The sequence below is a fragment of the Amycolatopsis sp. CA-211722 genome, from assembly GCF_056828465.1.
In genome coordinates this window covers 2,103,966-2,130,154 of record NZ_CP184752.1, presented here as the reverse complement: position 1 = coordinate 2,130,154, position 26,189 = coordinate 2,103,966, and the positions used below count along the sequence as shown (strand labels likewise).

At 68.2% G+C, this 26,189-nt stretch carries 26 protein-coding genes; 13 read left to right on the top strand and 13 right to left on the bottom strand.

All coding sequences use genetic code 11. The features are described 5' to 3' along the window. Positions 1-18: 18 nt before the first annotated feature. The 8 genes from grpE (at position 19) to ACOCEP_RS10495 (ending at position 8,918) form a co-directional block, all read left to right on the top strand. Complete coding sequence (gene grpE / locus ACOCEP_RS10530; protein WP_482337074.1) at positions 19-504, top strand: nucleotide exchange factor GrpE; 486 nt, start codon at positions 19-21, stop codon at positions 502-504. Then, the gene (locus ACOCEP_RS10525; protein WP_482337073.1) at positions 501-2,336 is read left to right on the top strand and encodes a dynamin family protein; all 1,836 of its coding nucleotides are present in this window, start codon (positions 501-503) and stop codon (positions 2,334-2,336) included. The genes grpE and ACOCEP_RS10525 overlap by 4 nt, the downstream gene beginning before the upstream one ends. 178 nt (positions 2,337-2,514) lie before the next feature. Further along, positions 2,515-3,246 (top strand): DUF6802 family protein, encoded by a 732-nt coding sequence (locus tag ACOCEP_RS10520; RefSeq protein ID WP_482337072.1) that lies wholly within the window; start codon positions 2,515-2,517, stop codon positions 3,244-3,246. 396 nt (positions 3,247-3,642) lie between these two features. Then, positions 3,643-5,466 (top strand): phosphoenolpyruvate carboxykinase (GTP), encoded by a 1,824-nt coding sequence (locus ACOCEP_RS10515; RefSeq protein WP_482337071.1) that lies wholly within the window; start codon positions 3,643-3,645, stop codon positions 5,464-5,466. 84 nt (positions 5,467-5,550) lie between these two features. After that, positions 5,551-6,423: an LLM class F420-dependent oxidoreductase gene (locus tag ACOCEP_RS10510; protein WP_482337070.1), complete on the top strand. Its 873-nt coding sequence runs from the start codon at positions 5,551-5,553 to the stop codon at positions 6,421-6,423. Then, entirely contained in the window at positions 6,420-7,025 is a 606-nt protein-coding gene (locus ACOCEP_RS10505; RefSeq protein ID WP_482337069.1) for an ABC transporter ATP-binding protein, read from the top strand. The genes ACOCEP_RS10510 and ACOCEP_RS10505 overlap by 4 nt, the downstream gene beginning before the upstream one ends. Then, positions 7,019-8,266 carry a DUF6297 family protein gene (locus ACOCEP_RS10500; protein ID WP_482337068.1) on the top strand — a complete coding sequence of 416 codons (1,248 nt, stop codon included), beginning with the start codon at positions 7,019-7,021 and terminating at the stop codon, positions 8,264-8,266. The genes ACOCEP_RS10505 and ACOCEP_RS10500 overlap by 7 nt, the downstream gene beginning before the upstream one ends. Positions 8,267-8,342: 76 nt before the next feature. Continuing rightward, positions 8,343-8,918 carry an EndoU domain-containing protein gene (locus tag ACOCEP_RS10495; RefSeq protein WP_482337067.1) on the top strand — a complete coding sequence of 192 codons (576 nt, stop codon included), beginning with the start codon at positions 8,343-8,345 and terminating at the stop codon, positions 8,916-8,918. Here ACOCEP_RS10495 and ACOCEP_RS10490 read toward each other — a convergent pair. Next, entirely contained in the window at positions 8,915-9,190 is a 276-nt protein-coding gene (locus ACOCEP_RS10490; RefSeq protein WP_482337066.1) for a helix-turn-helix domain-containing protein, read from the bottom strand. The two genes, ACOCEP_RS10495 and ACOCEP_RS10490, sit on opposite strands and share 4 nt — an antisense overlap. A gap of 210 nt (positions 9,191-9,400) precedes the next feature. Further along, a complete protein-coding gene (locus ACOCEP_RS10485; protein WP_482337065.1) occupies positions 9,401-11,017 on the bottom strand; it encodes an alpha/beta hydrolase in 1,617 nt (538 codons plus the stop codon). Between the two features lie 204 nt (positions 11,018-11,221). Here ACOCEP_RS10485 and ACOCEP_RS10480 point away from each other — a divergent pair, with 204 nt between their 5' ends. After that, on the top strand, positions 11,222-11,500 hold the full coding sequence (locus ACOCEP_RS10480; RefSeq protein WP_378435163.1) for a DUF3311 domain-containing protein: 279 nt from the start codon (positions 11,222-11,224) through the stop codon (positions 11,498-11,500). Next, positions 11,497-13,140, top strand: a complete 1,644-nt coding sequence (gene mctP / locus ACOCEP_RS10475) for a monocarboxylate uptake permease MctP (protein ID WP_482337064.1) — start codon at positions 11,497-11,499, stop codon at positions 13,138-13,140. Before ACOCEP_RS10480 ends, mctP begins: the two co-directional genes overlap by 4 nt. 1 nt (position 13,141) lies before the next feature. Here the strand turns inward: mctP and ACOCEP_RS10470 are convergent, their stop codons facing one another. The 7 genes from ACOCEP_RS10470 to ACOCEP_RS10440 all read right to left on the bottom strand — a co-directional run bounded on the left by ACOCEP_RS10470 (position 13,142) and on the right by ACOCEP_RS10440 (position 19,345). Continuing rightward, positions 13,142-13,603 carry a hypothetical protein gene (locus ACOCEP_RS10470; protein WP_482337063.1) on the bottom strand — a complete coding sequence of 154 codons (462 nt, stop codon included), beginning with the start codon at positions 13,601-13,603 and terminating at the stop codon, positions 13,142-13,144. A 468-nt stretch (positions 13,604-14,071) separates the two neighbouring features. Beyond that, a complete protein-coding gene (locus ACOCEP_RS10465; protein ID WP_482337062.1) occupies positions 14,072-15,283 on the bottom strand; it encodes an RNA polymerase sigma factor in 1,212 nt (403 codons plus the stop codon). Then, entirely contained in the window at positions 15,283-15,639 is a 357-nt protein-coding gene (locus ACOCEP_RS10460) for a YciI family protein (RefSeq protein ID WP_482337061.1), read from the bottom strand. The genes ACOCEP_RS10465 and ACOCEP_RS10460 overlap by 1 nt, the downstream gene beginning before the upstream one ends. A 78-nt stretch (positions 15,640-15,717) precedes the next feature. Continuing rightward, a complete protein-coding gene (locus ACOCEP_RS10455) occupies positions 15,718-16,641 on the bottom strand; it encodes a bifunctional helix-turn-helix transcriptional regulator/GNAT family N-acetyltransferase (protein WP_482337060.1) in 924 nt (307 codons plus the stop codon). A gap of 234 nt (positions 16,642-16,875) precedes the next feature. Then, positions 16,876-17,037 carry a hypothetical protein gene (locus ACOCEP_RS10450; protein WP_172843476.1) on the bottom strand — a complete coding sequence of 54 codons (162 nt, stop codon included), beginning with the start codon at positions 17,035-17,037 and terminating at the stop codon, positions 16,876-16,878. Between the two features lie 243 nt (positions 17,038-17,280). Next, a complete protein-coding gene (locus tag ACOCEP_RS10445; RefSeq protein ID WP_007032375.1) occupies positions 17,281-18,471 on the bottom strand; it encodes an ATP-binding protein in 1,191 nt (396 codons plus the stop codon). A 112-nt stretch (positions 18,472-18,583) separates the two neighbouring features. Further along, on the bottom strand, positions 18,584-19,345 hold the full coding sequence (locus ACOCEP_RS10440; protein ID WP_482337059.1) for a MerR family transcriptional regulator: 762 nt from the start codon (positions 19,343-19,345) through the stop codon (positions 18,584-18,586). Positions 19,346-19,416: 71 nt separating this feature from the next. On the opposite strand from ACOCEP_RS10440, the gene ACOCEP_RS10435 reads away from it, so the two are divergent. Together ACOCEP_RS10435 and ACOCEP_RS10430 are read left to right on the top strand one after the other, a co-directional pair. After that, positions 19,417-20,448, top strand: a complete 1,032-nt coding sequence (locus ACOCEP_RS10435; RefSeq protein ID WP_482337058.1) for a glycerophosphodiester phosphodiesterase family protein — start codon at positions 19,417-19,419, stop codon at positions 20,446-20,448. 131 nt (positions 20,449-20,579) lie between these two features. Beyond that, the gene (locus tag ACOCEP_RS10430) at positions 20,580-21,086 is read left to right on the top strand and encodes a DoxX family membrane protein (RefSeq protein ID WP_360957137.1); all 507 of its coding nucleotides are present in this window, start codon (positions 20,580-20,582) and stop codon (positions 21,084-21,086) included. Positions 21,087-21,176: 90 nt separating this feature from the next. On the opposite strand, the gene ACOCEP_RS10425 is transcribed toward ACOCEP_RS10430, so the two are convergent. The 4 genes from ACOCEP_RS10425 to ACOCEP_RS10410 form a co-directional block, all read right to left on the bottom strand. Next, complete coding sequence (locus tag ACOCEP_RS10425; protein ID WP_482337057.1) at positions 21,177-21,548, bottom strand: YciI family protein; 372 nt, start codon at positions 21,546-21,548, stop codon at positions 21,177-21,179. A gap of 98 nt (positions 21,549-21,646) precedes the next feature. Continuing rightward, on the bottom strand, positions 21,647-22,450 hold the full coding sequence (locus tag ACOCEP_RS10420) for an ABC transporter permease (protein ID WP_037334316.1): 804 nt from the start codon (positions 22,448-22,450) through the stop codon (positions 21,647-21,649). Continuing rightward, positions 22,447-23,400 (bottom strand): daunorubicin resistance protein DrrA family ABC transporter ATP-binding protein, encoded by a 954-nt coding sequence (locus ACOCEP_RS10415; protein ID WP_016338223.1) that lies wholly within the window; start codon positions 23,398-23,400, stop codon positions 22,447-22,449. Before ACOCEP_RS10415 ends, ACOCEP_RS10420 begins: the two co-directional genes overlap by 4 nt. A 70-nt stretch (positions 23,401-23,470) precedes the next feature. Continuing rightward, on the bottom strand, positions 23,471-24,760 hold the full coding sequence (locus ACOCEP_RS10410) for an acetyl-CoA C-acetyltransferase (protein WP_482337056.1): 1,290 nt from the start codon (positions 24,758-24,760) through the stop codon (positions 23,471-23,473). Between the two features lie 92 nt (positions 24,761-24,852). On the opposite strand from ACOCEP_RS10410, the gene ACOCEP_RS10405 reads away from it, so the two are divergent. After that, positions 24,853-26,187, top strand: a complete 1,335-nt coding sequence (locus tag ACOCEP_RS10405; RefSeq protein WP_482337055.1) for a 3-oxoacyl-ACP reductase — start codon at positions 24,853-24,855, stop codon at positions 26,185-26,187. Positions 26,188-26,189: the final 2 nt, after the last annotated feature.

The window sequence follows — 26,189 nt, the reverse complement described above, 5'->3', positions numbered from 1 at the left end:
TTACGGGGGTCGATTCGGGTGGGTGCCTGGCTGCGCAAGAAGGCGGTCGAAGACGTGAATCCGGACGACGTGCCGACCGGCCAGATCTCGGCGGCGATCATCGCCGAAGCGGACGGAGAGACTTCGCCGTCCGAGGGAACCGAGGCCGTCGAGACCGCGTCCAACACCGATGTGGAGTCCACGACCACGGGTCCGGCCGACCTCGAACAGGCTCTCGCCGACAGGCAGACGCTGATCCAGCTGTGCCTGTACGCCCTCGATCGCGCGCGCAGCGGCGGCGTCGTCGAGCGGCTCGAACACGGTCTCGCCGGGATCGGCGTCCGTGCCCTGCGTCCGGACGGTGAGCGGTTCGACCCCGCCGTGCACGAGGCGGGCGGCGCGGTCGCGACCGAGGATCCGGCGCTCGAAGGGCTCGTCGCGGAGACCGAGGTGGTCGGTTTCGCCGATCACGAGCGGGTGCTGCGCGCGCCGATCGTCATCGTCTACGCGAAGAAGGCCCAGTGACCGCTCCGAGCGCGGCGGCCAATCTCCCGGCGGTCGTGAAGAGCACCCGCGAGCAGCTGCTCACCGTCGTCCGCGAAGCCGATCCTCAGGCCGCGAAATGGGTCGAAGACATCCGGAAGGCGCGGCCGAAGAAGCCGTCGGTCGTGGTGGTCGGCGAGACAAACCGCGGCAAGAGCTCGCTGGTGAACGCGCTGCTTTCCATGCCGGGACTGTCCCCTGTGGACGCCGACGTCGCCACCGCGACGTATCTCGTCTTCGAGCACGCCCAGCAGTGGTCCGCGCAGGCCTGTTATCCGGGCCAGCTGGCGCCGGTGCCGATCAACCTGAACGACCTGATCCACTGGGTCTCGGCCGCGCACGAGCTGCCCGAGGGGCAGATCCCGCCGCGCTACGTCGAGGTCTCCGGCCCGGTCCCCCTGCTCGAACGAGTGTCCATTGTGGATACCCCCGGGGTCGGCGGGCTCGACTCGATGCACGGCGAACTGGCGAAGGAGGCCGCCGCCGGCGCCACCGCGCTGCTGTTCGTCGTGGACTCGTCGTCGCCGTTCACCGCGCAGGAGCTGCAGTTCCTGCACGACATGGGCGAACGCGTCGAGACCGTGCTGTTCGCGCTGACCAAGACCGACCAGTTCCGCGGCTGGCGCGAGGTCCTCGAAGCCGACCGGCGGCTGCTCGCCGAGCACGCCCCCCGGTTCGCCGACGCGGTGTTCCACCCGGTTTCCGCGCGCATGTTCGAGACGGCGGCCAAGGCACCGAACGAGCAGATGGCCACGATGCTGCGCGAGAAGGCCGGGATCGCCGCGTTGCAGGGCGCGTTGCAGGAGATGCTGGTCGGCCGCTCGGCGATGCTGGGCGAGGCCAACACCCTGCGCGCGCTGTCGAGCGCGCTCGGCGAACTCAAGGCGAAACTGCAGGCGGAAAGCCGCGCGCTGTCCGCCGGCGAGGCCGAGGCCGAGCAGCTGCGTCAGCGCCGTGACGACCTGACCACCGAACGCCGGTCTTCGACACGGGGCTGGCAGCTGAAGCTGCGCGCGGAGATCCAGCGGACCCGCGTCGAGGTCGGGCACGAGACCAGCAGGCAGATGCGCGACGCGTCGACGCATTTCCGGCAGCTGATCGACGGCGCGAAACGGGACGCCCTCGCCGCGCTGCCCCAGCAGGTCGACATCGCGTTGCAGACGACGTCGCAGCGGATCTCGATGCTGCTCTCACAGCGGCTCAACCAGGTCACCAACGTCGCGCTTTCCGAGCTGTTCTCGCCCGAAGAGCTCGAAATCATCCGCGGCCAGTTCGCCAGGGCGGGCGGCCCGCCGGTCGTGCTGCGCCCGCCGGACAAGAAACCGCCGACGGCCGAGGACAAACTGCTCATCTTCATGGGGGTTTCCGGCGGGCTCGGCGCCGGGAAGGTCGCCGCGCTGCCGCTGGCGGGGGTCGCGATCCTGAACCCGGTGATCCTGCCGGCCACGATCATCATCGGGCTCGGCGCCGGCTGGTGGATGGCGCGGACCCGCAAACACGCGTCCGACAAGCAGCACATGAAGCAATGGCTGGTCGAGGCGATCGCCGACGCGCGGTCCACACTGGACCAGCTCGTCGCGGAGCAGCTGATCGAGGCCGAACAGCAGCTGTCGATGGCGCTCGACGAAGCCCTCGGCCGCCGCATCGACGCGATCGAGGCGGAGCTGAAGGAAGTCGACAAGACGATCAAGATGGGCGCGCAGGAGCGGGCCAAGAAGATCTCCGTCGTCGCGAAGCGCCTGAAGGACGTTTCGGACGGCCGAGACCGCGCCGAGGCCCTGCTCGGTCGCATTCGGTCCCTGCGCGACGCCTGACCACCCGCGTTTCGTCCTCTAATTGCGGTACTTGCACGCGCAAGTACCGCAATTAGAGGACGAAACGCGCTGGGTCGGGCGGCCCGGGCAGGTGGCCGGTGTTGTGGACCGGAACCGAACCGGCCTACGGTGAGTCATAAGCTTCGACACACCAGCAGGTCAACGAGGGGGTTATCCCATGTGGGTCGACGAGAGCGGCGGCACGGACACCGAGTCGGGCTCCACCGAAGCGGTCACCGTCCACGTTGACGGCGAGGAGTACCAGGCCGAGCTCAACTACGACCTCGACAAGGACGGCGTCAACGACGCCGCGGTCATCCAGCACGAGGACGGCACCGGCCAGGCGTTCGTCGACACCGACGGCGACGGCGAGGCCGACCAGTACGCGGTGCTCGACGAGAACGGCAAGGTCGTCCAGGAGGCCGTCTACGACGAGGCTTCCGGTTCCTGGGTCGAGGCGGGTGGCGGCAGCGGCGACGACGGTTCCGATGCGGGCACCAGCGGCACCATGCACGCCGACATGCCCAGCGGCGACGTCGAGGTCGGCCCGCCCACCATCGACACGGACGGTGACGGCACGCCCGACACCGCCGTCGTCCAGACGGAGGACGGCCGCACGATCGCCTTCACCGACAAGGACGGCGACGGCAGCGCCGACATCGCGGTGGAGACCGACGCCTCCGGCAACTCCAAGACCTACGAGCACACCGGGCCCGGCCAGTGGACCGAGGTCGGCAGCGGGCTGGTCAACAACGACATCGGCGCGGCGTTCGCGAGCGTCCCGGCGGCCGGAGGCGATACGGCGGCCGACCCGGCCGGCGACGCGGCGTGGGGTGGCGCGGGCACCGAAACACTCGAAGGGGTGGCGAAGATCGATTCCGCCACCGGGCAGTGGATCAGCCCCAACTGATTCCCGAAATGGCCTGGACCAATTCAAGAATGGTCCAGGCCAATTCGGAGCGGCAATTCCTGTAATCCTGGTCACAGGGCGACCCGGCACGAGACCTCGTGCCGGGTTTTCTCGTGTCCGATTCGTCCGGCCGCTGTGCCATCGGTCACCGGAAGAATTTCTGCGTATGGCCCATTCCGGTGATACTGAATCGATTCCCTTATCGTTCTTGTGAGAGAACCGACAGGTCAGCTCTCGGTTACCTGCCGGTCATCCGGCTACTCTCGGGGAATCCCAAAACCTGCACACCGGTCTTCCCGCCGGTGTGCGAAGCCATTCGGTCGCCGGCATCGAAGCCCGCATCGGAACAGCGTCGTTCCCGGTGTGGGCTTCTGCCGTCGGAAGTCAGGAGTAGAGATGACCGCAGTCGCCATCCCTGGACTGGAAAATGCGCCGACGACGCACAGTGGCGTGCTGTCCTGGGTCCGGGAGGTCGCCGAACTGACCACTCCGGACCGCGTGGTGTGGGTCGACGGGTCCGACGAAGAGGCCGCCCGGATCAACGCCGAGCTGGTCTCCGCCGGCACGTTCGTGCAGCTCGACGCGAAGCCCAACTCGTTCTGGGCGGCTTCCGACCCGAATGACGTCGCCCGGGTCGAAGAGCGCACCTTCATCTGTTCGGAGAACGAAGAGGACGCGGGTCCCACCAACAACTGGATGGACCCGGCCGAGATGAAGGCCACGATGACCGAGCTGTACCGCGGGTGCATGCGCGGTCGCACGATGTACGTCATCCCCTTCTGCATGGGCCCCCTCGGAGCCGAGGACCCCAAGCTCGGCATCGAGATCACCGACTTCGCCTACGTCGTCGCCTCCATGCGCGTGATGACCCGCGCCGGCAAGGCCGCGCTGGACAAGTTCGTCACCGAGGACGGCACCGAGCGCGAGTTCGTCCCCGCCCTGCACTCCGTCGGCGCGCCGCTGGAGCCGGGCCAGGAGGACGTCTCGTGGCCGTGCAACACCACCAAGTACATCTCGCACTTCCCCGAGTCCCGCGAGATCTGGAGCTACGGCTCCGGCTACGGCGGCAACTCGCTGCTGGGCAAGAAGTGCTACTCGCTGCGCATCGGCTCGGTCATCGCCCGCGACGAGGGCTGGCTGGCCGAGCACATGCTGATCCTCAAGCTGATCTCGCCCGAGGACAAGGTCCACTACGTCGCGGCGGCGTTCCCGAGCGCCTGCGGCAAGACCAACCTCGCCATGCTGCAGCCGACCATCCCCGGCTGGCGCGCCGAGACCCTCGGTGACGACATCGCGTGGATGCGGTTCGGCGAGGACGGCCGCCTCTACGCGGTGAACCCCGAGTTCGGCTTCTTCGGCGTCGCGCCGGGCACCGACTGGCACACCAACCCCAACGCGATGCGCACCATCGAAAAGGGCAACACGGTCTACACGAACGTCGCGCTCACCGACGACGGCGACATCTGGTGGGAGGGCATGGGCGACAAGCCCGAGCACGCCACCTCCTGGAAGAAGCAGGACTGGACGCCGGAGTCGGAAGAGAAGGCCGCGCACCCGAACTCGCGCTACTGCACGCCGATGTCGCAGTGCCCGATCCTCGCGCCGGAGTGGGACGACCCGCAGGGCGTGCCGATCTCGGCGATCCTGTTCGGCGGCCGCCGCAAGACCACGGTCCCGCTGGTGAACGAGGCCCGCGACTGGCAGCACGGCGTGTTCATGGGCGCCACCATGTCGTCGGAGACCACCGCGGCCGCCGCCGGCGCGGTCGGCAACGTGCGCCGCGACCCGATGGCCATGCTGCCGTTCCTCGGCTACCACGCCGGTGACTACTTCAAGCACTGGCTGGACCTCGGCAAGAACGCCGACGCGGACAAGCTGCCGAAGATCTTCTACGTCAACTGGTTCCGCCGCGGCGACGACGGCCGTTTCCTGTGGCCGGGCTTCGGCGAGAACTCGCGGATCCTGAAGTGGGTCATCGACCGCGTCGAGGGCAAGGGCAACGCGAACGAGACCCCGGTCGGTTTCGTGCCGAACGCCGAGGACCTCGACACCGACGGCCTCAAGGAGCCGCTGGCCGACATCCAGGCCGCGCTCGACGTCTCCGCCGAGGAGTGGCGCCAGGAACTGCCGCTCATCGAGGAGTGGTTCGAGAAGATCGGCGACAAGGTCCCGTCGTCGCTGCGTGACGAGCTGGACGCGCTGAAGCAGCGTCTCGGCTGAATCGCCTGAACGGCGGAAGGCCTCATCCTCGGAGTCATTCCCGAGGATGAGGCCTTCTTCTTTCGCGCTCGGTACCGTGGCCGCATGGTCAAATTCGGCGTCAACATGGTCGTCCCGGAGACCCGCGCGGCATGGGTCGAGAAATGCCGCAAGGCCGAGGACCTCGGATTCGACGTGATCGGCGCCGCCGACCATCTCGGCATGGCGCCGCCGTTCCCGGCCCTCGTGCTCGCCGCCGAAGTGACGAGCCGTCCGCGGCTCAACACCTTCGTCATCAACACCGCCTTCTACAACCCGGTGCTGCTGGCCCGCGACGTCACCGGCACGGACCAGTTCACCGAGGGCAGGCTGGAGCTCGGCCTGGGGGCCGGATACGTGAAAGCCGAATTCGAAGCGGCGGGAATGGAGTTCCCGCGCGCCGGAAAGCGCGTCGACCATCTCGAAAACACCATCAAAGAGCTCAAGCGGCTCTATGCCGACGTGGACCACAAACCGCCGACGGTGCAGAAACCGGGCCCACCGCTGATGATCGCCGGACGCGGCGACAGGCTGCTCACGCTCGCCGCCGAACACGCCGACATCATCGGGTTCACCGGCACGGCGGCCGTTCCCGACGGTGGCGCGCTCGCCGTGGAGGACGCGGCCGGAATCGAAGAGCGGGTGAACTTCGTCCACGGGAAACTGAACGGCCGCGAGGTCGAATTCAACATTCTCTCGCATTTCGTGGCCGTGGTCGAAGACCGGCGACAGGGTTTGGAGAGCCTGCGAGAGCTGCTCGAAGGCAAGCTCACCGTCGACCAGCTCGCCGAACTTCCGACCGCGCTGGTCGGCACCCACGAGCAGATCGCCGAACAGATCCTGGCGCACCGCGAGCGGTTCGGTTTCACCTATTTCACCGTGCTGGAGCACAACATGGACGCGCTCGCGCCGGTGATCGAGGCGTTGCGCGACACATGATCGACGTACGAGGGCTCGGCGTGCAGGCCGGGGAGCACTGGTTGTTCGACGGACTCGATTTCGAGGTGGAGGCGGGCGAATGCGCCGTCATCGTCGGCCCCAACGGGGTCGGGAAATCGACTCTGTTGCGATGCCTGTACGGAACGCAGACCCCGCAGCGGGGCCGGGTCGTCGTCGCGGGCGGTAAACCCGACGAACGCGACGTTTCCTTCCGTCGCAAGGTTTCCGTGCTGTTCGACGATTCCGATTTCTTCGCCGAGCTGACCCCGCTCCAGCATCTCGAACTGCTGGAGGGCTCGTTCGGGGCCGATCTCGGCGATTTCGACGCCCTCCTGGCGGACGCGGGCCTTTCGGAACGCGCGAAGGTCACCGCGGGCAAGTTCTCGGCCGGGCAACGCCGTCGGCTGTTGCTCCTCGGCGCGACAGCGCGGCCGCACGACATCTTGCTGCTCGACGAGCCCGAGCGGGCGCTCGACGTCGCGGGGAAGGAATGGCTGACGTCGTTGATCAAGCGTTCGACCGACGCCGGGGCGGCCGTCGTCGTGGCCACACACCATCCCCCGCTGCTCGAAGCGGCCGACTCCACCCTCGAATTGTGGTGACCACGAAAACGCCTACGCACGTCCCCGGGCGTCAGCGCTTCGGCGGCCTGTTCAACGGTGATTACCAGACCTTCCTGGCACTGTTCGGGTTCGGCGCGCTCTTCACCGCCTTCCAGAACCTGCCGAAGCTCCGGGATTTCCTTTTTGGACAGTCCGTTGTGGACTTTCCGGCCGTGTTCGGCCTGCTGATCGTGCTGTGCGCGATGTTCTGGCGCGGCCTCCTGCGCCGCGGTTTCGTCTGGGCCGAGCCGGCGGCACTGACGTGGATGGACTTCGCTCGCGTCGACCGGCGCCGAGTCGTGGTCAAGCGGATGTGGACGCTCTGGGCCGGGCTCGTCCTCGTGGTCGGCTACACCGGCGCGCTGGTCACCGCGATCGGCGGCGGCTCGAAGGACATGTGGATCGCGACGTCGGCGCTGACCGCGTCCGGCGCGATCCTGGCGGCGGTCACCGCGCGGCGGACGGCGATCCGCGGGGAGACGCTCGCGCCGGTCGTCCTCGCGCTCGCCGGTCTGGCGTTCGCGGCGGTGGGGCTGGGCCCGATCGCCGTCGAAGTGCTGGCCGGCGCGTTGTTCGTGGTGGCGGTCGCGGTGGCGTTCGGTGGCGAGCCGACGTCCGGTGTCGGCCGTCAGGAACTCGTCGACGGCTGGAACGCCCGGCTCCTGCGGGCGATGGCCGCGGTCTTCCTGGACCCCATGCTGCTGATCCCGGAGTCGAAGCCGGTGCCGTGGTTGTCGATGCGGCGCCCGACGACGCTGCGGCTCGCGTGGGCCGGGGTGCTCGGCCGGACGCGCTACGCGGCGGCCGGCGTGGTGATCGCGTGCCTGATCGGCGTCGCGCACCTGGCCTTCCCGGCCATCCCGGCCGCGCCGCTGTTCGCTCTCGGCGCGTACGCGGCGCTGGTGCCGTTCGTCGGCGGGCTGGGCGAACTGTGGCGCAATCCGGGCCGCAGGCGGTGGCTGGGCGCGTCCGACTGGGAGTTGCGGCTGGTCAACGGCCTGGTGATCGCGCTGCTCGGCCTCGTCTGGGGGCTCCTGCTGGGCCTGGTGACGCTGACGCTCGGGGTGGTCCCGGCTTGGCCGGTGTGGCTCGCGATCCCGCTCGCCGTCGTCGCCGCGTCGCGGACGGCGACCCGGCCACCGATGAACTACGACGTCAGCGGCGGGGCGGCCGGGCTGCAAGCCCTGCGTGGTGTCGACGTGCTCGTCGTCGGCGCCGTCTTGCTCAGCGTGTTCGCCTGAGGTCACCCGTTCCCGCGTTCGGATCATCCGGATACTCCGAACGCGGGTTACCCTCGATGCGACGAAAGGAGTACGAGTGGGCGGCGGGCACGCACCGGGAAAGGGACGGCGGGCGACCAGCGAGTTCCCCGCGGGCTGGACCGACGAGCAGATCATCGCGGTGATCAAGGACGTCGCCAACGATCCGAGCGAACCCCGCCGCAGAATGCACAACGGCCGCTGGCGGTGCGCCGGCGAACGGTACGCCGTGCACCTGATCGTGCTGGTGGAGGACAACGGCAACGTCAAGACGGGGTATCCGGTGGCGGGCCCCGGCGTGGTCCGCAATCCCGACACCGCCGCCGACCCGGCGAACCCGACCGTCGCCGACCTGGCCGCCGGACGGATCAGTTTCTTCGGCGACAGCCTGCTCGACCAGATCGGCGACCGGATCGCGCCGGACGTCCTGGCCTTCTATCGCACCTTGCACTGGTCTGGTGAGTGGGAGGAGCTGGCCGACGTCCTCGTCGCGCACGCGATGAACGAGAACCTGCACCTGGGCGTGGACGAATACGCCACGCTGGAAAGCCTGCTGAACAGCTTCGACCTGCCGATCGACGGCTTCCTCTACCTGAACGACCGGGCACACGCCCTGGCCGTCCTGCGCCCCTAGCTCGCTTCCGCGACCTCTTCGGCTCCGCTTTCGGCCGCCGCTCGCAGCGCGTCCAGCGGCAGCCCGACGGCGTCCGCGATGGCCATCACCGTGAAGAAGGCGGGCGTCGGGATCCGCCCGGTCTCGATCTTCCGGAGCGTCTCGACCGAGATCCCGGCCTCCGCCGCGACCTCGACCATGCTCCGCGACGACGCCGCGCGCGCGTCCCGGAGCGCCAGGCCCAGCCGCTCGCCGCGTTCCCGTTCCTCGTCCGTCAACGGCACTCGCACCATGGCGCCAATACTAATACCGGCCTGCCCGGGCACCCGCGAGTTGCGCCTTCAATCACGCGAGTTGCGCCTTCAATCACGCGTGTCGTCCACCCAGTTGTCCCCACCGAGTTACCCCCAGCCTGTGGACAACTCTGTGCACAGGTCGTGGACAACCCCGAGAAAAGGGCCCCGCCGAGCCGAAACTCGACGGGGCCACAATCCCTAGTGGCTTCAGGCGCCCGCGGGCACCGGAAGTGGGAGTCCGGGGAGGCTCTGGTCGTTCGGCACCTTGCCGTCGACGAGGTAGTCCTCCACGACCTTGTCCACACCCGCGTTGCCGCCGGCGTAGATCCCGTGGTCACCCTCACCGGTCACGGTGATCATCCGCGAGCCGGCGAACGCGCGGTGCGCACGGGTCGCGCCCTCGAGCGGGGTCGCCGGGTCGTTCACCGACTGGACGATCAGCACCGGCGGGACGCCGCGGCCGTCGAGCTTCGGCAGGTCGACCGGCTTGTTCTTCCAGAAGATGCACGGCTGGATCAGCCAGCCCGCGCCCAGCAGCGGCAGATCGCGGTCGATCAGCTTCTGCGACTGGCGGATGACGCTCTGCCGGTTGCCGGTCCACTTGCCCTCGTTGCAGGGGATGGACCAGAAGCTGGCGTTGTAGGAGTCGCCGTCGGTCGGGACGAACAGCGGCTGCGGGCCGATGACGCCGTCACCGTCCACGGTCTCCGCCTTGACCTTCTGCGCGGCCGAGGCCTTCTGCTGCTGCGTCGAGGTGCCCTCGGTCAGCGTCTTCAGGTTGACCAGGTAGTCGGCCAGGGCCGTGAAGTTGCGCTTCGAGTAGAGGTACGACGCGATGGTCGAGTCGAGGGCGTTGGCCGAAACCGGGACGCCGTCCACCTCGACCGGGTTCTGGGTCAGCGCGAAGCGGACCTTCTCGTAGGTCTGGCGCGCGGCTTCACCGGTCTTGCCGAAGCCGTAGACCTTGTCGTACTTGCCGATCCACGGCAGGAAGTCCTGACGCCAGCGGCGCTCGAAGCCGAGCGGCTGCCAGTCGAACGAGTTCTGCCAGGTGGTGGTGAACTCGGTCGCGGAGTCGAGCAGGAAGCGACCGGTCCGGGTGGGGAACTGCTGCGCGTAGTGCGCGCCCATCCAGGTGCCCGCCGAGTAGCCGACCCAGTTGATCTTGTCGCGGCCCAGCAGGACACGCAGCAGGTCGATGTCGCGGATGGTCTGCGCGGTGTTGATGAGCGGGCCCAGCTCGCCGGACTTCACCTGGCAGGAGTCCGCCGCGTACTTGGTGGCGTCCAGGATCAGGTTGAGGTTCGCCCGGCTGCGGTCGCGCGGGTCGAGGTCCGAGCCGGTGCCGATCGCGTTGCCGCAGGTGATGTTCGTGCTCTTGCCGGTGCCGCGCGGGTCGAGACCGATGATCTCCTGGCTCACGCGGAGCTTCGTCTGGTTACGCAGGCGAGCCGGGAAGTTACGGCCCGGAGCGCCGGGGCCGCCCGGGTTCGTGATGACGCTGGCCGTCGCCTTGCCGCTGGTGGCGGCGAGGCGGCTGACGGCGATCGTCAGGTCGATGTTCTCGTTCGTCTTGTACCAGTTACGCGGCGCGCGGTAGGTCGCACACTCGATGTTCTCGGCCCCCGGAGGCGGCGCGGACGGCAGCTCACTGGCGGTGCACTTGTGCCAGTCCAGCTTCTGGTCCGCGTACTTCGCCGGAATGTTGGTGGAGTTCAACGGCTGCTGCCCGGCAGCCTCCGGCCCTGCGAACGCAGGCGTGAACCCGGCCAGCATGGTGCCGGCGACAGCCGGGATCACCACCGCATAGCGGAGTTTCTTCATCCGATGCCCCTTTGATGTTGCGTGCGAAGTTCCTGTTCGCGACTTGCGGCTATTGATATCCGGCGGGGACTCCGACGGCAACCGCCCTTCGTCGTATGAGGCGGCGCTGATCAAATCGATATCCGGTACGCGTGACCCGGGCGGGGGAGAGGTTCTAGGGTCATCGGGACCATCCGGGGGTACGGGAACGTTAGGTGAGGTCCGATGGCGTCAGGTAAGGCAGACGGGAAGGTGAGGGGTTTCCAGTTCAGCCCCTGGAACCTCCTGTTGATCATCCCGTTGCTGGTGCTGATCACGTCCTTGTTCAATTCGGACGGTCCCCGGCTGTTCGGGATGCCGTTCTTCTACTGGTTCCAATTCGTGTTCGTGGCGGTCGGTGTCCTGTGCACCTGGATCGTCTTCGTGATGACCAAGGACAAGCCGACCAGTGAGCGTCCCGACCGGCTGTCCGTGGACGAGCTCGACGAGGGGGACGTCAAGTGACCGGCATCCAATGGCCAGAGCTGATCATCTTCACGATCCTCTTCGCGGTCGTCACCGTGCTCGGCTTCGTCGCGTCGCGCTGGAAGGCCGGCAACACCCTCGACCACCTGGACGAATGGGGGCTCGGCGGCCGCAAGTTCGGTTCGTGGATCACCTGGTTCCTGCTCGGCGGTGACCTCTACACGGCCTACACGTTCGTCGCGGTCCCCGCGCTGATGTTCAGCGCCGGCGCGATGGGCCTGTTCGCGCTGCCGTACACGATCATCGTCTACCCGATCGTGTTGATGCCGGCGCTGCGCATGTGGTCGGTCTCGCGCGTCCGCGGCTACGTCACGCCCGCCGACTTCGTCCGCGGCCGGTTCGGTTCGCCGACGCTGGCGCTGCTGATCGCGATCACCGGCATCATCGCGACGATGCCGTACATCGCGCTGCAGCTCGTCGGTCTCGAAGCCGTCCTGCGGACGATGGGCATCAACGGCTCCGGCATCGTCGGCCACCTGCCGCTGCTGGTCGCCTTCATCATCCTGGCGGTCTACACGTACCAGTCGGGCCTGCGCGCGCCCGCGCTGATCGCGTTCGTCAAGGACATCTTGATCTACCTCGTGATCATCGTCGCGATCATCTACCTGCCCTCGAAACTCGGCGGCTGGTCGGCGATCTTCGACGCGGCCGACGCGAAGTTCGACAAGACGCCGTCGCAGGCGGACGGCATCCTGCTCAACGCGAACAACCAGCTGCAGTACGCCACGCTGGCGCTCGGTTCGGCGCTCGCGCTGTTCCTGTACCCGCATTCGCTCACCAGCGTGCTCGCCTCGCGCGGCCGCAGCGTCATCAAGCGGAACATGGTCGCGCTGCCGGCGTACTCGCTGGTGCTGGGCCTGCTGGCGCTGCTCGGCTACGTCGCGATCAGCGCGTCGGTCTCGCCGATCACCAACAACGCGACCGGCAAGCCCGACACGAACACCGTCGTCCCGGTGCTGTTCGACACGCAGTTCTCGTCGTGGTTCGCCGGGATCGCGTTCGCCGCGATCGGCATCGGCGCGCTGGTGCCCGCGGCGATCATGTCGATCGCGGCGGCCAACCTGTGGACCCGCAACATCTACAAGGAGTACATCAAGAAGAACGCGACGCCGGGCGAAGAGGCGAAGCAGGCCAAGCTCGCTTCGCTGATCGTGAAGTTCGGCGCGGTGGCGTTCATCCTGTTCATCGACCCGCAGTTCTCGATCGACCTGCAGCTCATCGGCGGTGTGCTGATCCTGCAGACACTGCCCGCGGTCGCGATCTCGCTCTACACGCGGTGGTTCCACCGCTGGGGCCTGATCGCCGGGTGGGTGGTCGGTATCGGCTGGGGCCTGATCATGCTCTACAACATCCCCAACCCGGCGACCGGCAAGGCGCACTTCGGTGGCTCGGCGCTGAAGCTCGGCGATCTGTCGATCTTCGGCTGGCACCCGTTCAGCGGTTCGCCGGTGCAGATCTACGTCGGTTTCGTGGCGCTGATCGCGAACCTGCTGATCGCCGTGATCTTCACGGTGATCGCGCGGCAGCTGAAGGTCTTCAACGGCACGGACGACACCGAGGCCGAGGACTACCACGCCGACGAGCACGACAAGGATCTCCGCGAAATCGGCGTCCACTGAGTCAGCTGTGAGAAGGGGCCGCGTCCTGCCGGGACGCGGCCTTTTTCATGGCCGTCGCCGAGACCAGGTAGAGGGTGAGGCCGTTCAGCAGGTGCCAGAGGAAGTGCGTCCCGGCGGGGAAGCTCCCGCAGACCGTGTGGTCGGCCGTGCGGAATGACAGGGACACCCCGAAGACGCCCGCGGCGAGGGCGAACCCGCGACGGTCTTCACCCTTGAGAACGATCGCGAAGAGCACGAGCCCGATCAACGCCGAGAGGTACAGCCCGCCGCCCAGCGCCGCGACGACGGCGGTGAAGGCGAGGAACACGGGGATGCCGAGCCACGAGAGCCCGCGGCGGACGCCGAAGAACAGGTGCGGGAACACGGCGGCGTAGTACAGGACGAACACCAGGATGAAGCCGGTGTCCGCGGCCGCGGACCAGCGGGTGGCGAGCAGGTGGAACGCCGTGCTGCCGAGGAACACCAGCCCGATGAGGGCACCGAAGACGCGGCCTCTCGGCTGCCGCCAGACCGCGATCGCCGCGATCAGGAACGCGAGATTGCTGAGGCTGTTGAGCGGCTACCCGGGGGCGAGGCGTTCGCAGTAGCCGTCGACGTACGCCGTCCAGTTCACTCCCCCAGGTAACCGTGCCCGCGTGAACTGCGGGTGTCTTCGACGGCCTTTCGCCTCTGCTCACCGGCGGCCGGCGCGCGTTGCGAAAGCCACTTTCGCAACCTTCAACGTTGCGAAAGTGGCTTTCGCATCACGCCCAGCCGTGCCCCGCGCGACCCCTCGCCCACTTGTCCACACCCACCCGCCGTTGTGGACAACTCGGCCCTCTGGACCGCCGGAACCCACCCCGCGTCACCCCCTCCCGATACGCTGGTGCGGGGCGCGCCCCCCTGGGAGCGGTGGGGGGTGGGTACGCGCGGGGAAGCGAAAAACGCCTGGTCAATCGGGTGAGCAGGCCGCCAGTCGCCGGGTGAGGAAGCGGCGTTGCGGTTCCGAGCAGGGCAGCGCGAGCGCTCGCCGGTAGTGCTCCGCGGCTCGCGCCGGGTCTCCGGCGCGCAGCCACAGGGCGCCGAGCACGGCGGGCAGCAGCGTGTACTCCGGCAGGTCGGTCTCGACGGCTTCGAGTTCGGCGATCCCGGCCGCCGCACCGTCCACCATCGAAAGCGCGATCGCGCGGTTCAGCCGCGCCACCGGCGACGGCCGCAGCGCCAGCAGATCGTCGTACAGGCCGACGATCCGGCGCCAGTCCGGCGGCGAAGCCGTGCTGTGGCACAGCGCGATCGCCGCTTCGACGTGGTAAGCCGACATCTCCGGCCCGGTGCACGCCCGCTCGAACAGCCGCGTCCCCTCGGCGATCATCGCGTGGTCCCAACGGTCCCGGTCCTGCTCGTCGAGCAGCAGCAGGTCACCCTCCCGGTCCACCCGCGCCGGCAGCCTGCTCCCCTGCAACAGCATCAGCGCGACCAGCGCCCGCACCCTCGGCAGATCCGTCTTCGGCTCGGCCAGCAGCAGCCGCCCGAGCCGGATCGCCTCGCCGCACAGTTCGCCGCGCACCGCGACCTCTCCGGTCGTCGCGTCGTAACCCTCGTTGAAGAGCAGATAGAGCACGGCCAGCACACTGTCCACTCTGGACTCCAGGGCGTCCGGCCCCGGCAGCGAAAGCGGCTTTCCCGACTCCCGCAACCACTTCTTCGCCCGCACGAGACGCTGGGCCACCGTCGCCGGTTTCGTCAGCAGGGCCGCCGCGATCTCGTTCACCCCGAGCCCGCCGACGGTCTTCAACGTCAGCGCCACCTGCGAGACCGTCGGCAGCGCGGGATGGCAGCACAGCAACATCAACACGAGCTCGTCGTCCGTGCCCCGGCCGTCCTCGTGACCGTCGAGCTCCACCAGCCGTGGCAGCAGGGCCCGCAACGTCTGTTCGCGCCGGACGACGTCCATCGCCCGGTTCCGTGCGGCGCGGAACAACCAGCCGCTCGGGTTGTCCGGCACCCCGCTCTGCGGCCAGGTGCGCAGCGCCTGTTCCAGCGCGTCGGCGACGGCTTCCTCGGCCAGGTCCAGCCGTTCGGGGCCGAGCGCCCTGGCCAGCGTGGCGACGATCCGCCCGGCGCTGTGCCGGAACAGATGCTCCACCACGCCGGCCGGGCGCATCAGTCCTCGCAACCGCGTTCGCCGACCTTGCGCACCTCGACCGGCCCGAACTTCAGATGCGGATGCGTCGCGAAGATCTTCTCCGCCTGATCGAGGTCCGCGGCCTCGATCACCTGGTAGCCGCCGACGATCTCGGTGGCCTCGGTGTGCGGCCCGTCGGTCGCGCCGACCTCGCCGCCCGAACCGCGCAGCACCCGGCCACCCCGCGAGAGCCCGCCACCGCCGACGAAACGGCCTTCCTTCGTTCGTTCGTCCGCCCAGGCGATGTAGCTCTCGAGCACGCGCTGAGCTTCATCGGGGCCGAGGTGATCATGCGAATCCGACTGGGACCGCAGGAAACCGATGTAATGGGGCATGGTGTCCTCCTTGGGAATCGATGGCCACTAGACGAACGAGCCCCCGGCGAATCGACATCAGTGGCGGAAGAGCCGAACTCACAGCTCCAGCCGCCAGGTCTGGCCGGTCAGTTCGTACCCGAAGCCCGTGATCGTCTCTTCGTGCACCAGCCGGAAGCCGGCCTTCTGGTAGATCGCCCGCGCCGCCTCCAGCAACGAGACGGTCCAGAGTTCCATCGCCCGGTAGCCGGACGCCCTCGCGAACTCGACGCATTCGGCGACCAGGCGTTTCCCGACGCCATGTCCCCGGGCGGCCGGTTCCAGGAGCAGCATCCGCAGCTTCGCGGTGGTGCCGTCTTCGGCGGGCATGCAGAAGATACTGCCGACGCGTTCGCGGTCGAGTTCGGCGATCCAGCCCGCTTGGCGCGGATCTCCGCGACGCTCGACGTACTCCGCGACGACACGGGCGACGAGTGCTTCGAAGCGTTCGTCCCAGCCGTACTCGCGGGAGTAGAGGACGCCGTGGCGGTGGACCACCCAGCCGAAGTCACCCGGCCGGAGTGGGCGCAGCACAAGCGCGGGATCCGCGGCGCGTTCGCCCACCAGCGAGGTGATCGTGTCCATGGCGCCGAGCAGCCGCTCCTGCTCGTCGTCGCCGAACCGTTCGAGCAGCGAGCCGATCCTGTCCACCGATCGCTCGTCGAGGACGGCGAAGGCCTTACGGCCGGTCTCGGTCAGCCGGACGATCTGACGGCGAGCGTCCTCGTCACTGCGTTCGCGGGTGAGGAGACCTCGCCCTTCGAGCCTCGCGAGCAGCCTGCTCGCGTACCCGGCGTCGAGGTCGAGACGTTTGCGCAGGTCGGTGACCTGGGTCGGATCCTGCTGCGCGAGTTCGAAGATGACCCTGGCTTCGCTCAGGGAGTACTCGGCGTCGGCCGGTCCTTCGTCGAGGACGCCGATCACGCCGGTGTACAGGCGGTTGAAGGCCCGGACGGTCGCCACCCGGTCCGCGGATCGATTCATTTGACCACCTCAACAAATTCGTTGACTGGGTCAAGTGTTACTCCGCGAAGCGGTGAAGGCAAGGAATCTTTCGGGTCCGGACATATGGAAACCCCGTGATGCTGCCAGGTCGGGGGTCCGCCAGCATCACGGGGTCGTAGTGGGTATCGACGCCGCGTTCCGCGGCGTTACACCTCACGCACTATGTGTCGTAGGTCACTCGAACGGGCGACACCTACAACGGTCGTTGTCGGGTCAGCGCATGTGCGTGTGACGCGCCTGGGAGATAGCGATGAGCTCCTGACGAACGGTCGCGGTGGCCGCGGTGTCGATCGCCCGGTTCAGCGCCCGGCGAGTGCGAGCCTCGGCGCGACGGGCACGGAGCTTGGCGGCGATGTTGTTCATCGGTTTTGTCATCCCCTTGGGAGTAGATCTTGCGTCTTCGTGGCTGTGCTTCTAGTATGCACCCTTTTTCACAAGGAAGCCAACGATTATCCGGTGACTTGGCACACCTGCCGATGAATCATCGGCAACAAGAGCGTAAAACCGGAGAGATTTGGTGGCCCCGGTCACTTTCAGGTAACGCCGACGGGCATCACGAAGCGGCGGTAGCGTTCTCTACCGCTTTCTAGGATCTGCGCGATAAACCTTGAGAGAGACTTAGTCCCGGCCGAGCAGATAGTGGCCGAAGTGCGGGACGGTGAAGGCGATGTGCCCGCGTTCGGCGGAGTACACCAGGCCCTTTTTCATCAGGCTGTCCCGCGCCGGAGACAGTGAGGAAGGCTTCCGCCCCAGGTAGACGGCCACATCGGCGGTCCCGGCGGACTCGTCCCGCCCCTGCGTCAGCTCCGCCATCGCGAGCAGGTACTCGCGTTCCGCGGGCGTCGCGCGTTCGTAGCGGGAGCCGAAGAAGCCGACCGCGAGCTCGGACTCGGCCTCCGGTGCGGCGACCTGGACGTCCTTCACGGTGATGGGGTCCGCCGGCGCGGCGTCCCAGGCGGCCTTGCCATAGGCCTGGATGAAGTACGGATAGCCGCCGGACGCGTCGAACAGGGCGTCCAGCGCCTCCGGTTCGATGCCCGCGTCCTCGCGTTCGATGGGCGCCATCACCGCGAGGTCGGCGTCCTCGCGCTCCAGCCTGTCGATACGCGCGTACCGGAAGAGGCGTTCGGAGTACGACTTCGACGCCGATAGGACGGCGGGCACGTGCGGCAGTCCCGCGCCGACCACGACCAGCGGCGCTCCGGACTGCGAGAGCTCATGGCAGGCGGCGCAGAGCGCGGAAACGTCCTCCGGCAGCAGATCCTGGATCTCGTCGATCAGCAGCGCGACCCCGGTGCCGACGTCGGCCGCCAGCTCGGCGACCTCGGTGAACAGCTCGACCAGGTCGATCTCGATGTCGCCGGAATCGGCGCGGCCCTGTGCGGCGGGCACGTCGATACCCGGTTGCCAGCGGTCACGGAGCTTCGCGTCCGGTTTGTTGGCGCGCAACGCGAACGCCTTGAGCACGCCGAGCACCTGCTCGACCCGGTCCGGCGCGCGATGGCGTACGGCGAGATCGCGGATCGCGCGGTGCAGCGCGGCCGACAGCGGCCGCCTCAGTTCGGTGTCCGGGCGGGCTTCGATCTTGCCCGCGCCCCAGCCGTGCTTGATGGCCCGCGACCGCAGCTCGCCCAGCAGCACGGTCTTCCCCACGCCACGCAGGCCGGTCAGCATCAGGCTGCGTTCGGGTCTCCCCCGCGCGACCCGTTCGAGCACGACCTCGAAGGCCTGGAGCTCGCGCACGCGACCTGCCAGCTCGGGCGGCCGTTGACCGGCGCCCGGGGCGAAGGGGTTGCGGATGGGATCCACTCTCCCACGCTATCGGGGTTTCTAGCGTCGGTCCGATATTCCGCCATAGAGGGATAGGCGTGTCGTGGCGGGTTACTCCGAGTGGACGGGTCTGCAGCCCCGTCCCTCGTTCCTACTCACTCAGGTTGCGTTCCGCGTAGATCGTCATCGCGTCACGGATGTATTCCGCGGTACCCGCGCCGTGCTTCTCGTCGTACTGCCCGTAGCGCGGGTCGTCGACGTACAGCTGCCCGAGACCGGCGAAGTAGCCCTTCGACACGGCCCGCACGGCCGGCCGAAGCCACTCGTACAGCCGCCGCGTGATCGCCTGGGCCTCGTCGCCGTCGGCGGGCAGGCCCTGTGCGCGGGCCTCGCCGAACGCCGCCGCGATGTCCTTCTGTTCCTGCTGGTGCGCCTTCTTGTCCTCGGCGCTCAGCGACTTCCACCACCGATCACCCTGCTTGTAGGCGTCGGCGCCCCAGCGTTCGGTGACCTCCTTCTCGTACTTCGTGTGGTCGAAGCCGTCGAACACTTCCGTTGCCATCAGTCGTTCACCTCTCTCTGTCTTCTTCAAGGTCGTTTTGACCGATTCGATCTGCCGTCCGAGCCGCTGTCGCTCCTGCTCCAGCCACTTCAGATGCGTGCGTAGCGCCGCCGTGGTGTCCTGCTCCCCTTCGAGGACTTCGCCGATCGCGGGCAGGCTCAGCCCGAGTTCGCGAAGCAGCAGAATCCGTTGCAGCCGCACCAGCGCGTCCTGGTCGTAGTAGCGGTATCCGTTACTCCCCACCCGGCTCGGTTCGAGCAGCCCGATGTCGCCGTAGTGGCGCAGCGTGCGGCTCGTGGTCCCGGCCGAGCGGGCGATGTCCTGGATCGACCACTCCTTCTCGTTCGGCATGTCCACGAAGGTAGAGGTTGACGTTGCGTCAAAGTCAATCGAAGTTCACCCGACCGTGGCATGGTTCACGAATGAAGACATTCGCGCTGGTCATCGCCGCTGCGCTGACCTTGACGACGGCCGGGGTCGCGGACGCGCATCCGCGTCGCGCCTTCGACATCCAGGCTCATCGTGGCGGGCTCGGCCTCACGGTGGAGAGCACGCTCGCGTCGTTCGGCAAGGCGATGGAGCTGGGGGTGACCACCCTCGAACTCGACATCCAGATCACCAAGGACGGCCGCGAGGTGATCACCCACGACCGCAAGACGACCCCCGCGAAGTGCCGCGACACCGCGCCCGCGACGCCCGGCGACCCGGCGTACCCGTACGTCGGCAAGTACGTGAAGGACCTGACGTTCGCGCAGGTCCGCACGCTGGACTGCGGTTCGATCCGGCAGCCCGCCCACCCCGGCCAGACGCTCTCCCCCGGCGCCAAGATGCCGACGCTCGCCGAACTCTTCCAGCTCGCCAGGGACCACCACGCGTGGGGGATCGAGTTCAACATCGAGACCAAGGTCGAGGCCGCCGCGCCGCACGAGACCGCGCCGCGTGAGCAGTTCGTCCAGCGGGCGGTGCGTGAGATCGTGCGCGGCGGGTTCGCGCACAACGTCTCGATCCAGAGCTTCGACTGGGGCGCGCTGATGCGGTTCCGCGAGGTCGCCCCCTGGATCCCGACGGTCGCGCTGACCCAGCCCGAGTTCCTTCAGGTGGGGCAGCCGGGCAAGTCGCCGTGGCTCGGCGGGCTCGACATCGACGACTTCGGCGGCAGCCCCGTGGCCGCGGTGAAGTCGTTCGGCGCGAAGGCGCTCTCGCCGGTGCACGGCAACCCGCAGGGCGGCAAGATCGGCGACCCCGACTACCGGCCGTTCACGACGAAAGCCCTGGTCACCGAGGCGCATCGGGCGGGGATCAAGGTCGTGCCCTGGACGATGAACGACCCGGCGACCATGCACAAGCTCATCGACGACGGCGTCGACGGCATCATCACCGACTACCCGGACCGGCTGCGGGAGGTCGCTGCCGACCGCGGTTTCAAGCTGCCGAGGGCGTATCGAGCCCGCTAGCGAAATCTAGGGCCATCTAGCGCCAGAGAAATATTCCGGGATACACCGTTAGCGCGGTTCGGCGACGTGGCGGGCGGGAAGACTGGGGATAGGTTTGTTTCCCGGGTCCGGATCCAGAAAGGTTTACGACCGTGATTCTCCGTCGCGTCGCACGTCCGCTCCTCGCCGCGATCTTCATCTCCGGCGGGATCGGTGCGCTGAAGGACACCCAGGGGCACGCCAAAGCCGCGGAGCCGTTCCTCACCGAGTCCTTCGACAAGCTGGAGGGCGTGGTGCCGGAATCGGTGCCGCGCGACCCCGCCACCCTCGTCCGGATCGACGCCGCGGTGAAGGTGGGAGCCGGGGTCGCACTCGCCGCGGGCAAGGCGCCGCGCCTGGCCTCGCTGCTGCTGCTCGGCAGCCTCGTCCCGACGACGCTGGCCGCACACCGGTTCTGGGAGATCAAGGAACCGGCCGAGCGTCAGCAGCAGCAGATCCAGTTCATCAAGAACGCCGGTCTCGCCGGTGGCCTGCTGCTGGCGGCCGCCGACACCGCGGGCAAGCCGTCGCTCGGCTGGCGCGCCAAGCGGGCCGCCGCCAAGACCGAGAAGCGCGCCGAGAAGCTGGCGAAGAAGGCCGAGAAGGCCATCACGAAGTAGCTCGGCTCTCAGCGGGAGTGTCATGAACGACCCTTTCCTGACGTTTTTCGTCAGGAAAGGGTCGTTCAGGACATCCGCCGGACCGGTACCTCACTCGGTGAAAGCGGCGATGTCCTCCGCCTCGACGACGGTGCGGACCTCGACCTCGATCTCCTCGAACAGCGCCGCGTAGGTCTCCGCGAACGCGACGGCCTCGGCCAGGTCCTTGGCGTTGATCAGCGCGAACCCGCCGATGACCTCCTTGGCCTCGGTGAACGGGCCGTCGGTCGCGGTGATCTTGCCGCCGCGCCCCTTGCGGACCTTCGCGCCCTTCTCCGACGGGTGGACGCCCTCCGCCGTGATCAGGATGCCCTTCTCGAACGAGTCCTCGATGAAGGCGCCCATCTTCTCGATGAACTCCTTGCTCGGGTTCCAGGCTTCAGGGGCGCTCTCGTCGAGCCGGTGCATCATCAGAAACCGCATCGTCGCTCCTCAGTGTCTTGGCGGGGCTTTTCTACCCCGCCTTCATCGACGCGTCGAGCAGCTCGACGGCGGTTCGACATTTGTGCACAGAAGTTTTTCTAGCGGCTCGCGACCTTCTTGTACTGGGCCGTCGCCAGCGGCGCGAAGATCGCGATGATGGCGATGCAGCACAGGATCGCGTACAGCGACGCGTGCTCGGCAGGCCAGCCTGTCGGGGGCGCGCCGAAACGGTTCCCGAAGAGGTCACGGGCCGAGTTGATCACCGCGGTGAACGGGTTCCAATCGGCGATCGCCTTCAGCACGCCCGGCAGCTTGTCCGCCGGGACGAACGCCGTCGAGATGAAGCTCAACGGGAACATCCACATCAGCCCGGCGCTCTGCGCCACCTCGACACTGCGCGCGACGAGCCCGATCCAGGCGCCGACCCAGGACAGCGCCCAGGCGAACATCAGCATCACCAGGTAGCCGAGCACGGCGTCGAGGAAGCTGCCGCGGATCCGCCAGCCGACCAGCAGCCCGCACAGCGACATGACGACCAGCGCGACCACGCTGATCACCAGGTCGGACGTCGTGCGGCCGAAGATCACCGCGAGCCGCGAGATCGGCAGCGAACGGAACCTGTCGATGATGCCCTTCTGCAGGTCGTTCGCGAAGCCGATCACGGTGAACGCCGAGTTGAACGCGACCGTCTGCGCGAAGATGCCGGCGATCAGGAACTCCCGATACGCGAGCCCGCCGGCCTCGCCGCCGATCGCGTCGCCGAAGACGTACGCGAACAGCAGCACGAACATGATCGGCTGCAGGGTCGCCGCCATCAGCCAGTCCGGGTTGCGCTGGACGTTCTTCAGGTTCCGCCAGGTGATCACGCCACCGTCGGAAAAGGCCTTCGCGACCGCACTCACTTCTTTTCCCCCTCGTCCGTGGCGTGCCCTGTCAGCGAAAGGAAGACGTCGTCGAGCGTCGGCCGGTGCAGCGCGACGTCCTGGACGGCGACCCCTTGCGCGTCCAGCCGCCGCAGCGCCTCGATCAGCGCCTTCGGCCCGCCCTCGACCAGGACGTCGACCTTGCGGGTGTGCTCGTCGACCGACGGCGTGCCCGATCCGACCTCGGTGAGCACCTGCGTGGTCATGGCGAGGTCGCTCGTGTTCGCCACGACGAGCTCCAGCCGCTCGCCGCCGATCTCCTGCTTGAGCTCGTCGGCGGTGCCGCGCGCGATGACCTTTCCCTTGTCGATCACCACGATCGAGTCGGCGAGCTGATCGGCCTCCTCCAGGTACTGCGTGGTCAGCAGCACGGTGGTCCCGTCGGCGACGAGCTCCTTGATGACCTCCCAGGTGTCGATCCGGCCGCGCGGATCGAGCCCGGTGGTCGGTTCGTCGAGGATCACCACGGTCGGCTCGGCGACCAGCGCGCCCGCGAGGTCGAGCCGCCGCCGCATCCCGCCGGAATACGTCTTGGCGGGACGATCCGCCGCGTCCTCCAGCCGGAACCGGGCGAGCAGCTCACGCGCCCGCGACTTCGCCGCGGCCTTCTTGCTCCCGTACAGCCTGCCGACCATGTACAGGTTCTCGAACCCGGTGAGGTTCTCGTCCACCGCGGCGTACTGGCCGGACAGCCCGATCGACCGCCGGACGGCGTCGGGCTGGGCCAGCACGTCGTGCCCGGCCACCTCCGCCTCGCCCGAATCCGGGCGGAGCAGGGTGGTCAGGATGCGGACCGTCGTCGTCTTGCCGGCGCCGTTCGGCCCCAGCAGGCCCAGCACCTTGCCCGTCGGGATCGACAGATCGACCCCGTCGAGCGCCCGGGTGGACCCATAGGTTTTGACCAGCGCTTTCGCCTGAACCGCGAACATGCGGTCAACCTAGACCCCGGCACCGACAAAGGCACCGGGGTTTTTCCCCGATCCGCTCCGGGCGAACGCGCTACTTCTCCAGGATGGCCGTGACGCCCTGGCCGCCCGCGGCGCAGATCGAGATGAGTCCGCGGCCGGATCCCTTCTCGTTCAACAGTTTCGCGAGGGTGGCGACGATACGGCCGCCGGTCGCGGCGAACGGGTGTCCGGCCGCCAGCGACGAGCCGTTGACGTTCAGCTTCGCCCGATCGATGGAGCCGAGCGGTTCGTCGAGGCCCAGCTTCGACTTCGCGAACTGCGGGTCCTCCCACGCCTTGAGGGTGGCGAGCACCTGCGAGGCGAAGGCCTCGTGGATCTCGTAGAAGTCGAAGTCCTGCAGGGTGAGTCCGGCACGCGTGAGCATCTGCGGGACGGCGTACGCGGGCGCCATCAGGAGGCCTTCGTCGCCGTGGACGTAGTCGACGGCCGCGGTCTGCGAGAACGTCAGGTACGCCAGCACCGGCAGCTTCCGCGCCTTCGCCCACTGCTCGGTCGCGAGCAGGACCGTCGACGCGCCGTCGGACAGCGGCGTCGAGTTGCCCGCTGTCATCGTGCCGTCCGGGCCACCGAAGGCGGGCTTCAGCTTCGCGAGCTTCTCGACGCTGGAGTCCGGCCGCAGGTTCTGGTCACGCGCCAGCTTGAGGTACGGCGTGACCAGGTCGTCGAAGAAGCCCTTGTCGTACGCGGCGCCGAGCCGCTGGTGGCTGGTGGCGGCGAGCTCGTCCTGCGCCTCGCGCGTGATCTCCCAGACCTTCGCGGTCAGCGCGGCGTGCTCGCCCATGGACAGGCCGGTGCGCGGCTCGGAGTTGCGCGGGATCTCGGGGACGATGTGGCCGGGGCGCAGCTTCGCGGCCAGCCTCAACCGATCGGGGAGCGTCTTCGCGGCGTTGAGCTGCACGAGGATCTGGCGCAGGTCGTCGTTGACCGCCAGCGGCGCGTCGGACGTGGTGTCGACGCCGCCCGCGATGGCCGAGTCGATCTGGCCGAGGGCGATCTTGTTGGCGACGTTGATGATCGCCTGCAGGCCGGTGCCGCACGCCATCTGCACGTCGGAGGCCGGGGTGGCGGGGTTCAGCCTGCTGCCGAGGACGCTTTCGCGGGCGAGGTTGAAGTCGCGGGCGTGCTTGAGCACCGCGCCGGCGGCGACCTCGCCGATCACCTCGTCCTGCAGGGAGAAGCGGCTGACCAGGCCGTCGAGGGCGGCCGTGAACATGTCCTGGTTCGACGCCTTCGCGTACGGACCGTTCGAGCGGGCGAAGGGGATCCGGTTGCCGCCGATGATCGCGACCTTGCGCACGGGTGCCGTCCTTTTCGTGGCCATTTTTTCCACTCCTCCGTAGGCTCTCTCACACTGTAACCTACTAGCGAGTAGGTTAGACTGCGACGTGACGCAAACTGCACGGGAGGCACGTAATGGCTGACAGGTACCAGCAGTTCACGAAATCCCCGGTGGGGAAGTTCGTGGTGCCGAAGCTCGGCCTGCCGAACCCCGCGACGCTCCGCCGGTACAAGCCCGGCCAGCCCGCTCTCGAGGGTCCCGCACTTCTGGGGGCCGCGCCGGGCGGTCGCCTCGAAAAGGTGATCGAGGCACAGCTGCACCGCGCGGGTGTCGAGGTCGTCTCGGCCGCGACGGACAGGCACGCCGCGCTCGTCTTCGACGCGACAGGCGTGAAGGACCCGAAGCAGCTTCGCGAGGTCTACAACTTCTTCCACCCGGTGATCCGGAGCGTCGGGCCGTCGGGCCGCGTCGTCGTCCTCGGGACGCCGCCGGAGCTGGCCGAAGGACACGAGCGGATCGCCCAGCGCGCGCTCGAAGGCTTCGTCCGTTCCGTCGGTAAGGAACTGAAGCGCGGCGCGACCGCCCAGCTCGTGTACGTCGCCGAAGGAGCCGAAGAGGCCACTGAGTCCACGCTCCGCTTCCTGCTCTCGTCGAAGTCCGCCTTCGTCGACGCCCAGGTCATCCGCGTCGGCACCGAGACCAAGACCGCCTCGGCCCCGGCCGACTGGACGAAGCCCCTCGAAGGCAAGGTCGCCCTGGTCACCGGCGCTTCCCGCGGGATCGGTGCCGCCATCGCCGAGGTGCTGGGCCGCGACGGCGCCCACGTCGTCGCGCTCGACATCCCCGCGCAGGGCGCGGATCTGTCCAAGGTGGCCAACAAGGTCGGCGGCTCGTCGCTGCAGCTGGACATCACCGCCGCCGACGCGCCGGAGAAGCTCGCCGAGTACCTGACCACGCGCCACGGCGGCGTCGACATCGTCGTGCACAACGCGGGCATCACGCGGGACAAGACGCTCGGCAACATGACCGAAGGCGGCTGGGACTCGGTCATCGCGGTGAACCTCGCCTCGCAGCTCGCGGTCAACGAAAAGCTCCTCGCCGACAAGGTGCTGCACGAAAACGGCCGCATCATCGGCGTCTCCTCCATCGCCGGCATCGCGGGCAACGTCGGCCAGACCAACTACGCCACCAGCAAGGCGGGCGTCATCGGCATGGTGAACGACGGCGCGCCGAAGCTCGCCGAATACGGCGGCACGATCAACGCGGTCGCGCCCGGCTTCATCGAGACCAAGATGACCGCCGCCGTCCCGCTGTTCATCCGCGAGGCCGGGCGCAGGTTGTCCAGCCTCGGCCAGGGCGGCCTCCCGGTCGACGTCGCCGAGACGATCGCCTGGTACGCGAACCCGGCTTCGGCCGCGGTCAACGGCAACGTGGTCCGCGTCTGCGGCCAGGCACTGCTGGGGGCGTGAGC

Coding starts and splice junctions, on each gene's coding strand:
- ACOCEP_RS10520 (WP_482337072.1), top strand. CDS start 2,515: ATGTGGGTCGACGAGAGCGGCGGCACGGACACCGAGTCGGGCTCCACC.
- ACOCEP_RS10515 (WP_482337071.1), top strand. CDS start 3,643: ATGACCGCAGTCGCCATCCCTGGACTGGAAAATGCGCCGACGACGCAC.
- ACOCEP_RS10510 (WP_482337070.1), top strand. CDS start 5,551: ATGGTCAAATTCGGCGTCAACATGGTCGTCCCGGAGACCCGCGCGGCA.
- ACOCEP_RS10505 (WP_482337069.1), top strand. CDS start 6,420: ATGATCGACGTACGAGGGCTCGGCGTGCAGGCCGGGGAGCACTGGTTG.
- ACOCEP_RS10490 (WP_482337066.1), bottom strand. CDS start 9,190: ATGGTGCGAGTGCCGTTGACGGACGAGGAACGGGAACGCGGCGAGCGG.
- ACOCEP_RS10485 (WP_482337065.1), bottom strand. CDS start 11,017: ATGAAGAAACTCCGCTATGCGGTGGTGATCCCGGCTGTCGCCGGCACC.
- ACOCEP_RS10480 (WP_378435163.1), top strand. CDS start 11,222: ATGGCGTCAGGTAAGGCAGACGGGAAGGTGAGGGGTTTCCAGTTCAGC.
- ACOCEP_RS10465 (WP_482337062.1), bottom strand. CDS start 15,283: ATGCGCCCGGCCGGCGTGGTGGAGCATCTGTTCCGGCACAGCGCCGGG.
- ACOCEP_RS10460 (WP_482337061.1), bottom strand. CDS start 15,639: ATGCCCCATTACATCGGTTTCCTGCGGTCCCAGTCGGATTCGCATGAT.
- ACOCEP_RS10455 (WP_482337060.1), bottom strand. CDS start 16,641: ATGAATCGATCCGCGGACCGGGTGGCGACCGTCCGGGCCTTCAACCGC.
- ACOCEP_RS10450 (WP_172843476.1), bottom strand. CDS start 17,037: ATGACAAAACCGATGAACAACATCGCCGCCAAGCTCCGTGCCCGTCGC.
- ACOCEP_RS10440 (WP_482337059.1), bottom strand. CDS start 19,345: ATGCCGAACGAGAAGGAGTGGTCGATCCAGGACATCGCCCGCTCGGCC.
- ACOCEP_RS10435 (WP_482337058.1), top strand. CDS start 19,417: ATGAAGACATTCGCGCTGGTCATCGCCGCTGCGCTGACCTTGACGACG.
- ACOCEP_RS10425 (WP_482337057.1), bottom strand. CDS start 21,548: ATGCGGTTTCTGATGATGCACCGGCTCGACGAGAGCGCCCCTGAAGCC.
- ACOCEP_RS10415 (WP_016338223.1), bottom strand. CDS start 23,400: ATGTTCGCGGTTCAGGCGAAAGCGCTGGTCAAAACCTATGGGTCCACC.
- ACOCEP_RS10410 (WP_482337056.1), bottom strand. CDS start 24,760: ATGGCCACGAAAAGGACGGCACCCGTGCGCAAGGTCGCGATCATCGGC.
- ACOCEP_RS10405 (WP_482337055.1), top strand. CDS start 24,853: ATGGCTGACAGGTACCAGCAGTTCACGAAATCCCCGGTGGGGAAGTTC.